The sequence below is a fragment of the Xanthovirga aplysinae genome, assembly GCF_009711365.1.
Taxonomy (GTDB): Bacteria; Bacteroidota; Bacteroidia; order Cytophagales; family Cyclobacteriaceae; genus Xanthovirga; species Xanthovirga aplysinae.
This window is the reverse complement of record NZ_SMMB01001174.1, coordinates 1-10,214: the sequence shown is the minus strand read 5'-3', so window position 1 is coordinate 10,214 and position 10,214 is coordinate 1. Positions and strand designations below refer to the sequence as shown.

Below are 10,214 nucleotides of genomic sequence, written 5' to 3'. Positions count from 1 at the left end.
CAACAAAAAGGTTAAAAAATAAAATTTATCGCCGTAAAAAGAATTTACCTTTTATAAAATTAATTCAATAGAAATCAAAAACAACATATTAACATCACCTGAAAATTTTGAATAGAATTAACAAAAAAATTATTGACTTATCAGGAATTTAGAACTGAAGGGCCAACAGCTGTTTTTAAGGCTTAAAATTTAAAATTAAAAGTTATTCGAAAAATAAAAGAAAAAAAGAAAGGATTTTACTCAATAGCCAAAACATCTATTGCTTATTTTTAAGCAAATAAAGCCCATTTTCATTAAACTGTTCATACCGGTAATTTTTTAGAATACCAGGCATTCGTTCCAATAAATCCTGATATCGGTTTTCAGGATCAATCAAAACCTCCGGTGTATCTTGCTGAAGGCTATTGTAAATAGAAGTGAGATTATCGTAGTAGTCCGGATGATCAAATTGTAAAGCTGCCAACGGCCAATTAAGATAAGGGGTGGCTAAACTAGCATCTTTATACACATCCAGTTTATCGCCCATCATCAAAACTTTTTTTCCTTTCACCAAATCATCCCAGGGAGTAGGTTGTACAACCAGATTTTCCATTTTCACATACTTTCCCGGGAAAGCCAATTGAAACAAGCTTCCGTAATTGATCAATAAAACTCCCAATGTAAACATCAAAAACAAAGCTTCCCCCATCCATCTTTTTTGGATCGCTAAAAAATAACGACTCAAAAAATAAGTAATTGAAGGCACAAGCAAAATGAGGATTACCGGGCTCTTTTCTTTTACGATAAAAGCAGCTAGTAACCCACAAATCAACAAGAGAAACATTAATTGTTGATAACGAGACTGATTATTGGTCGCTCTTTCCCCTTCATTTGCCTTAAAAATAGAGAGTAAAACAAACAACAAAGGGACGATGGAAATAAACATGAACCCATTTAAGTTGAGATAATTCTTAGTCCCAAACTGAAAAAGAGCATAAATCTGGCTAACTCCTAAATCCTCCATGCTTCCTTGCCAGTAGTAATAGCCCACACAAACTGCAACAGGAAGCAGCAACCCGTAAAAAAACAGGAGTTGTTGTCTGCCCTTTACTCCGGTAAACAACCAAAAACCAAGAATTACTGCCAATGCAAAAAAGAGGGACGGCAAATAAAAAAGGCCAGCCAAACCTAATGAAAAGCCTGTTCGCAATATTTTACCATCTTTTATCTGTCGATCAATGGGTTGAAGGATATTTCCTATTGTTAAAAGCACAAAAGTCATACTCATTAATTGAGGCGACAGGGTGTAGAAGTCAAAAAACCAGGACATGAGCACTGCGTATATTAACGCAGGCACATAGGTGTTTTGACTAAAGGTTTTACTTTCAATGAGAATATTATTAAATAAGATGCATTGGAAAAACACCAAAATGAAACTTACTAACTGGTATGCCGGTTGAGATCGACCAAATAAAGAATCCATTAAACCATAAACAAATGCAGAAAGAGGGGCAATTGTATCTCTTATTTCAGAATAAAGAGCTTTTCCTTCAGCCATTTTTTCTCCCACCAGCATCCAGTTTAACTCCAGTAAACTTAGTGGAAGGCCATGGACAATTGCCGGTAAACGAAAAACCAACAAAAGGCCAAAAATAAAAATTAAGCGGAAGGGATCATTGATTCGAAAAAAACTAAGCAAAACAACCGAGGTTTGGTTTCAGACGAAAAAGTTTAACAAAATGCTATTGAAAGTCACGAATTTAAGCCAATAGTAAGGAAAAATACAAAATAAATGCAAAATTTGCATTTCGCTTATGGAAACAAAAAGACAACAAAAATTCTCTCGTTTGATTTTGCGTGAAATGGGAGATATCTTTCAAAAAGATACAAGACATTTATTTGGGAGTACATTTATTACCGTATCCGAAGTCAAAATAAGCCCAGATCTTTCGGTGGCCAGGGTTTGGTTAAGTTTTATGCTTGCTGGAAATACCAAGGAAATGCTGGAAAAGGTCAATGCGCATAAAAAAGAAATTCGAAAGCAATTGGGGTTACGCATTGGAAAACAGGTAAGAATTGTTCCTGAATTAGTTTTTAAAATTGATGAAGGTGGGAAAAATGCCCAAAGAATAGAAGAGATTCTTTCTAATTTGGATATTCCAGAGGAGGGGCAGGAAAAAGGTATGGATGCCTACAATTTAGAAGATGATGTGGAAGACTGATAATTAATTCGAATTAGGAATTAAGAGTTAGAATGGAATACAATATGCACTTCATTGATTCTTAATTCCTCATTGACAAACCTTAACTCTTAGCTTATTAATTAATTGAATCTTTCACTTTTTATAGCGCGTCGATACTTCCGGTCCAAGAAAAAAAGGAACTTCATCAGCATCATTTCCAATATTTCAATGGTAGGTGTAGCTGTTGGAACCATGGCCCTTGTAATTGTTCTATCGGTTTTCAATGGTTTGGAAGAAATGATCCGTTCTTTTTACGGAACCTTTGATCCGGATTTAAAAGTAGAAGCTGTAAAAGGGAAATTTTTTGAGGTGAACGAACCCTTTTTGGAGCAGATAAAAAATACAGAAGGGGTAGAGGTAGTTACCGAGGTGATAGAAGATAATGCCCTTGTTCGATACAAAGACGCTCAGCAGGTTGTCAAACTGAAAGGTGTTAGCCCCAACTATACCCAACAACAGCATATCGATAAAGCTATTATTAATGGCGAATTTAAGCTTGAAGAAAAGGATATAAATTATGCAGTAATTGGTATCGGTATCCGCTATACTTTAGGGGTGGCTATGGGAAGTGATTTTTATACGCTACAAGTCTATTACCCGAAGAAAGGAAAAATCAGAGGCACTACTGACCCTTCAAAACTCACCAACCGTAAATTAATAAAACCCTCAGGAGTATTTAATATTGAAAGGGCATATGACGACTTTATGTTTGTTCCCCTTGACTTTGCCCAAGAACTTTGTGAAACAGGAAATAAAAGGACCTCTTTAGAGATCAAAGTAAAAAATGAGGCCAATATTTTAGAGGTAAAAGACCTTCTGTCTACACTTTTAGGATCTAATTTTAAAGTTCAAACCCGAGATGAACAACACGCCAGTATTCTAAGGGCCATAAAGATCGAAAAGCTATTTGTATTTATTATACTTTCTTTTATTCTGGGGATTGTATCCTTTAATACGTTTTTTTCCTTAAGTATGCTAGCCATAGAGAAGAAGAAAGATATATCTGTTCTTTATTCCATGGGAGCTGACCACAAGACCATTCGTCGTATTTTTCTGTTCGAAGGGGCACTAATTTCCTTCACAGGGGCCTTTTTAGGGCTAATTTTAGGGCTACTGGTTTGCTGGTTACAACAAACTTTCGGTTTAATCTCCATGGGTATGCAAACAGGAGTAGTTGATGCATATCCTGTAAAAATGCAGGCCTTGGACTTTCTTTATACCTCTATTAGTATTATTGTCATAACTTTTTTGGCCTCCTACCGACCTGCCCACATTGCAACTAAAACAGAAATAAACACTTACTTATAAATTGATTTTCAATTTATAAAGTCAGGGCACTTTTTATTTAATTACCCACCTCAAAAGACCATAGTTTTCACATTTTGACATTTGTCTTTTGCAAATCTTAATTACCATCCTTTAATTTGTTAAGGTCCTTACTTCTTTTTGAAAAACATATTATAATTTTTTTAAGACCAAAGGAAATCCAAGCGCCATTTAACCGTTTTATGATTTATTATTACATTCGCGTGTTTTTAATTAACTAAAATGTGGGCCTTCTTCCAGAAAAGTGTTAATATTAAGGCTTGGCAATCAGTTATTTTGTCGTCTGAAGCTAAAGTTTAATCCCTTTAATTCAGGCTGTAGTGAATTTGTTTTTTTATTATGAAGGTTTCAACTACTCAACCCTTCCAAATTATTTATTCTCTTTTCCAGCACGAGTATTTGGGCTACTTGTTTGAGTCGTTTGTTGTGCAGTTGGATGAAAAAGGAAGGCTTTCATTTGCACACCAAAATATTTCTTCCAAAAATGCTGAAGAGTTTGCTAAAGGACTTGACCATGCGGATTTTGAATTAATTGAACTAATGGATTCCATGCAACAGGAGTCCGTTATCAAGCTATTTTATAAAAAGAAAATTAAAGCCGAAGATTTTTTCTTTAAGGTATACGATAAGGAAAAAGGAAATTTACCCCTACAGGAAAAAATCCAGGATTATTTGGAAACCCTTCGTGCAAGGATTCTTGAACGTCTCCACGGAAAATTGCTCTTTGAAATGAGTAATGATGGAGAACCTGTTGGAAAACCTATTGAGGTAATGTCAGAGAAAGCCTCCGTTTTGTTTCATTTTAGGCGTAATGAAGACAATACACATTATTTCCCCACAATAAAGTATGCCGGTGAGAAGCTCAACTTTCAATATCAGGATGCATTTTTAGTTTGTAATAAGCCTGCCTGGATGGTATTAAATGGCAAATTATACCACTTCAAAAAAAATGTGGACGGGCTCAAACTAAAACCATTTCTGTTTAAGAAATTTATTGTTATTCCTAAAAAAGTAGAAGAAACCTATTTTAAAAAATTTGTTGCGCCATTAGTTGCGTCATTTGATGTTTATGCCAAAGGATTTACTATTCATTCTGAATCCTATCAGGCAGTTCCTCAAGTAACTTTTTCTGAATTGGTGGCTTCCTCTTCCCCACAATTATTTGATAGTCAGGTGAAAGAACAGGTGGTGGAAGAAAATAAAATCTTATTTGAATTATCATTTTTGTACGGAGATTACCGCTTTGATGCTAATCAGTCTGCTTCTACCAATGTTTATGTGGAAAAAATCGGAGAGGAATACATTTTCCACAAAATTCGTAGAGATGTTGATTTTGAAAAAGAACTGATCGATAAACTTCAAAATACCGGGCTACACTTCCACACATCAAGGTTAACTTTATCCAAATCGCAAGCTTTTTCCTGGTTAGCCACACAAAAAGAATTTATAGAAAAGGAAGGTATCCGAATTCAACAAATAAATAAAGGAGAGAAAAGATATTTTCTGGGACAGTCCTCAATTAATATTGAAGTAAGGGAAAATATTGATTGGTTTGATATTCATGCCGTGGTGCGTTTTGGGAATTATGAGATTCCATTTTTAGAATTAAGAGAAAAAATTCTTGCCAAACAGCATGAGATTATTCTTCCCAACGGAGAAATAGCTGTAATTCCTGAAGTGTGGTTTAAGGAATACTCAGAACTCTTCGCTTTTATGGAGGAGAAAAATGATAACGCCAATGGAGAATTATCACTTCGGAAACACCACCTTTCATTAATTCAGGAACTGGAAAATGGTGAATTAGCCAGAGTGACCATGAACCGAAAGCTTCAAAAGCTAAGAGGTTTTGAGGAAATCGATGAATACCTATTGCCTGAAGGCTTTAAGGGAGAATTAAGACCCTATCAAAAAGCAGGATACAATTGGTTACGGTTTTTAAATCAATATAAATTTGGAGGATGTCTGGCCGACGATATGGGTCTTGGAAAGACCGTTCAAACCTTAGCTATGCTTCAAGCAGAAAAGCAAAAAGGAAATATGGCCGCTTCTTTGCTTGTAATGCCGACCTCTTTGATTTACAATTGGGAGATGGAAGCCAGTAAATTTACCCCGGAACTAAAAGTTTTGGTTTATACCGGAACAATGCGGCAAAAAGATCCTGAACAGTTTAAAAACTATGACCTGGTTCTTACCTCCTATGGAATTACACGTTTGGATAAGGATATTCTTAAATCTTATGCATTCAACTATATTATTTTGGATGAATCTCAGGCCATAAAAAATCCTGGTTCAAACATTGCCAAAGCGGTAAAAGAATTAAACTCCAAGAATCGCCTAATCTTAACAGGTACCCCATTGGAAAATTCTACCCTGGATTTATGGTCTCAAATGACCTTTATTAACCCTGGTTTGCTAGGCTCTCAGCCGTTTTTCCGAAATGAATTCCTGCTGCCTATTGAGAAAAAACATGATGAGCAAAAAACCAATAAGTTATATTCCATTATTAAACCATTTATTCTTCGTAGACATAAGTCACAGGTAGCTACTGAATTACCAGAAAAGGTAGAAAATATTCAGTATTGTACTATGACCGAGGCACAAGAAGAAAAATACGAAGAAGCAAGGTCATTTTACAGGGATAAAATTCTGGAGTCTATTGAGGCTAAAGGAAGAAATAATTCACAACTACTTCTACTCCAAGGACTTACACGTTTAAGACAAATTGCTAATCACCCCTTAATGGTAGAAGAGGATTATCAAAAAGATTCGGGAAAACTGGATAATATGACCCGTATGCTTCGACATGCCATAAAAGAAGGACATAAAGTGTTGATATTTAGCCAGTTTGTAAAGCACCTCACTATAGTAAAAAATTTCCTTCAAGAGGAAGGAGTGGATTATGCCTATTTGGATGGAGCTACAAAAAACCGCAAAGGGCAAGTTGAGCGATTCCAAAATGATGAGAACTTAAAAATCTTTTTAATATCATTAAAAGCTGGTGGGCTGGGACTAAACCTAACTAAAGCTGACTATGTATTTATTCTTGACCCTTGGTGGAATCCCGCCATTGAAGCTCAAGCGGTAGATCGTGCCCATAGAATTGGTCAACAGAACAAAGTTTTTACCTACAAATTTATCACAAAAGATTCTGTTGAAGAGAAGATCCTTGCCTTGCAACGTTCAAAGTTAAAATTGGCCAACGAATTAATAACCACGGAAGAAAGCTTCGTAAAAAACCTGACCAATGATGACATCATGGCCTTGCTGGATTAATAGATTAATTTTTTATTAACAATGAAGGCCTCTTCCTTTATAACTAAAATATTATGCAACTCACTGTTTACCTAGCCGGTCAAATTCATGATAACTGGCGTGATGAATTTAGACAAAAAGCCAAAGAACTGAATCTTCCAATCCGTTTTGAGGCTCCAATGGAAGAACATGATCGTTCAGATGCTATCGGCGAGACGATCTTAGGGGAACAACCCAGTCCCAATTTTAAAGATGAGATGGCCTCTCAAATGAATAATCTTCGAACCAGAATACATCTAGAAAAATCCGATGTTGTGGTAGCCTTATTTGGAGACAAATACCGGCAATGGAATACTGCTATGGATTGTGGAATTGCCATTGCTTTAGGTAAGCCACTCATATTGGTTCGTGACAAGGCCAACCATCATGCCCTTAAAGAAATCTCCAATCGTGCCCAGGTGGTAGTTGAAACGCCAGCTCAGGCCATTCAAGCTATACAATATATTTTTGAATGATGGAAACAACTTTCAACTAGAAAGCTGAATATTTTCTAATCAATTTTCACTTTTCAAGAACTAATCTTTTGGCTAAAACTAAAGTTAAAACCGCCTTTTTTTGTCAAAACTGTGGAGTAGAATCCCCAAAATGGGTGGGGAAGTGTCCTTCCTGTGGAGAATGGAACACCTATGTGGAGGAAGTTATTCAAAAGGAAGAAAAAGGGAAGGTAGCCTGGAAAACAGAAAGTTCTAGGGGAGAAAATTCTCATAGTCGCCCCAGGACATTAGAGGAAATCAATTATCAAGAACAAAAGCGGATTGATTTTAGTGATGGAGAATTAAGTAGGGTACTAGGAGGGGGGATCGTCCCAGGTTCCTTAGTGCTAATTGGTGGAGAGCCTGGTATTGGAAAGTCCACCTTAATGCTGCAGATTGCTCTTAGCCTAAATGCGTTAAAGGTGCTATACGTTTCGGGAGAGGAAAGTGAGCATCAAATCAAAATGCGGGCTGAGCGAATGAATGTGAGATCAGAAAATTGCTTTATCCTTACCGAAACTTCCACTCAAAATATTTTCAAACAGATAGAATTACTTAAACCTGAGGTATTGATCATTGATTCTATTCAGACTTTGAATACCCCCTATGTGGAATCTGCTGCTGGTAGTGTTTCTCAAGTGCGGGAATGCACAGCCGAATTGATGAAGTTTGCCAAAGAATCAGCCACACCAGTATTTCTAATTGGACATATTACTAAAGATGGTTCCATTGCTGGGCCAAAAGTGCTTGAACACATGGTGGATACGGTTTTGCAATTTGAAGGTGACCGCCATATGGCCTACCGGATTTTACGGACTACCAAAAACCGATTTGGCTCCACTTCCGAACTAGGTATTTATGAAATGCTCAACAATGGCTTACGACAGGTGTCCAACCCATCTGAAATATTGATCTCACAACGTGACAGTGAGCTAAACGGAATTACCATTGGGGCTACACTGGAAGGAAATCGCCCACTTTTAGTAGAAATTCAATCCCTGGTAAGTATAGCTACTTATGGCACTCCACAAAGGAGCTCCACAGGCTTTGATGCCAAGCGATTAAACATGTTACTGGCTGTCCTAGAGAAAAGAGGGGGTTTTCGGCTGGGCATTCAAGATGTTTTCCTAAATGTAGCAGGAGGGTTAAAAGTAGAAGACCCCGCCATTGATTTGGCGGTTTGTGCTTCCATTGTTTCATCATTTGAGGACCGACCAATTGCCGATGATGTTTGTTTTGCTGCAGAAGTTGGGTTGGGAGGGGAAATCCGTGCAGTGAATCATATTGAAAAACGGATATCTGAAGCTGAAAAATTGGGCTTCAGGGAAATTTACATCTCCCGATACAACAAAAAAGGACTTGACTATTCCAAATTCAACATTAAAATCAAGGCATTTGGAAAGTTAGAAGAGATTTTCAGAGAACTACTTTAAAAAGTTAAGAGTTAATAGTAACAGGGAAATCCTTAATTACTATTAACTCTTAACTATTAATTATTCACTCTTCTTAAGGCTATTTTGAATTGCTTGTTTTAAATGATTGACTTCCTCAAAAATAGCCTCTTCATTTAATGTCATTAACTTTTTATCATGCATTAAAAGTTTTCCATCCACCATAACAGTGCTAACTGCACCGGAATTGGCTGAATATATTAATGTAGAATAAGGATTGTAATTAGGAACCATATAGGAGTGGTTTGTTTCGATAAGAATCATATCGGCCCTTTTTCCAACTTCCAGCGAACCCGTTATTTTCTCAAGCCCCAAAGCCTTTGCTCCATTAATAGTAGCCATCTTCATAGCAGTTAAGGCATCGACCACCTCGGGGTCCAAACTATTTCCTTTATGCACCAGGGCCGCCAAATGAGTTTCCTCCAACATATCCAGATTGTTATTACTGGCAGCACCATCTGTACCAATGGCCACATTGATATTTTTATCCAAATATTGTGGTATAGGGGCGATTCCGCTGGCTAACTTTAAGTTGCTTGAAATATTATGAGAAACATTAACTCCTCTTTTCTGAAAAGTTACCATATCGTCCTCATCCAACCAAACACAATGTGCACCAATAGTTCGTTCACTTAATACACCCAATCGATCAAGGTACTGCACCGGGCTTTCCCCTTTTTCTTTTTTGGCCTGCTCTACTTCATTGCGAGACTCTGATATATGAATATGATAAGGCACATCATAGCTTTCCGCTATGTTATAGGCTTTTTTAAGAGTTTCAGGGCTACTGGTGTAGATAGCATGTGGGGAAACTGCCGGATGAATTATTTCATGTCCATTCCACTTTTCAATAAACTCCTTTGTGATAGCAAAAGCCTCCTCAATAGTTTGGTAACTAGCTGTAGGAAATTCCAAAAGCCCTTCTCCAATAACTGCTCTCATTCCGGCACTTTCAACCTCTTGTGCAATGGATTCGGTATAGAAATACATATCATTAAAGCAGGTGGTTCCTGATCGAATCATCTCAACAAGGCCTAGACGAGTTCCAAGAGCCACAGTTTCTTCCGTCAAAAATTTATTTTCAACAGGCCAAATGTAATTATTTAACCATTCTTCTAAAGGCAGATCATCGGCTATTCCCCTAAATATAGTCATTGGGATATGGGAGTGGGTATTAACAAATCCAGGCATCAAAAACTGACCCTTGGCGTCAATGGTGAGCCCTGAAAATTTGGGAGGTTCACCCTCCCCGATTTCTGTTATTTTATTGTCCTTTATAATTATATAACCCTTCTCAATGATTTCACTTTCTGAGTTCATTGTAAGAATGGTAGCATTCTTAATAAGTTTATCTTTCATTTTCGTGAGGACCTTCTTGCCCTTTAATTCCTTTTCCAGATTCTTTGTCAACTGTTGAGAATAGCCTTCCC

7 protein-coding genes are annotated in these 10,214 nt (G+C 37.0%); 5 read left to right on the top strand and 2 right to left on the bottom strand.

Annotation, left to right across the window (positions count from 1 at the left end; all coding sequences use genetic code 11):
- Positions 1–256: 256 nt before the first annotated feature.
- Positions 257–1,678: a DUF6427 family protein gene (locus E1171_RS15530; RefSeq protein WP_155206963.1), complete on the bottom strand. Its 1,422-nt coding sequence runs from the start codon at positions 1,676–1,678 to the stop codon at positions 257–259.
- A gap of 115 nt (positions 1,679–1,793) precedes the next feature.
- Here E1171_RS15530 and rbfA point away from each other — a divergent pair, with 115 nt between their 5' ends.
- The 5 genes from rbfA to radA all read left to right on the top strand — a co-directional run bounded on the left by rbfA (position 1,794) and on the right by radA (position 8,766).
- Positions 1,794–2,201 (top strand): 30S ribosome-binding factor RbfA, encoded by a 408-nt coding sequence (rbfA, locus tag E1171_RS15525; RefSeq protein WP_155206962.1) that lies wholly within the window; start codon positions 1,794–1,796, stop codon positions 2,199–2,201.
- Between the two features lie 105 nt (positions 2,202–2,306).
- On the top strand, positions 2,307–3,530 hold the full coding sequence (locus tag E1171_RS15520; protein WP_155206961.1) for an ABC transporter permease: 1,224 nt from the start codon (positions 2,307–2,309) through the stop codon (positions 3,528–3,530).
- Positions 3,531–3,887: 357 nt separating this feature from the next.
- Positions 3,888–6,821, top strand: coding sequence for a DEAD/DEAH box helicase (locus E1171_RS15515; RefSeq protein WP_155206960.1), 2,934 nt, complete (start codon positions 3,888–3,890; stop codon positions 6,819–6,821).
- A gap of 53 nt (positions 6,822–6,874) precedes the next feature.
- Entirely contained in the window at positions 6,875–7,315 is a 441-nt protein-coding gene (locus tag E1171_RS15510; protein ID WP_155206959.1) for a YtoQ family protein, read from the top strand.
- 68 nt (positions 7,316–7,383) lie between these two features.
- A complete protein-coding gene (gene radA / locus E1171_RS15505) occupies positions 7,384–8,766 on the top strand; it encodes a DNA repair protein RadA (protein ID WP_155206958.1) in 1,383 nt (460 codons plus the stop codon).
- A 60-nt stretch (positions 8,767–8,826) separates the two neighbouring features.
- On the opposite strand, the gene E1171_RS15500 is transcribed toward radA, so the two are convergent.
- The coding region (locus E1171_RS15500) for an amidohydrolase (protein ID WP_222931517.1) at positions 8,827–10,214 on the bottom strand (1,388 nt) is incomplete at its 5' end.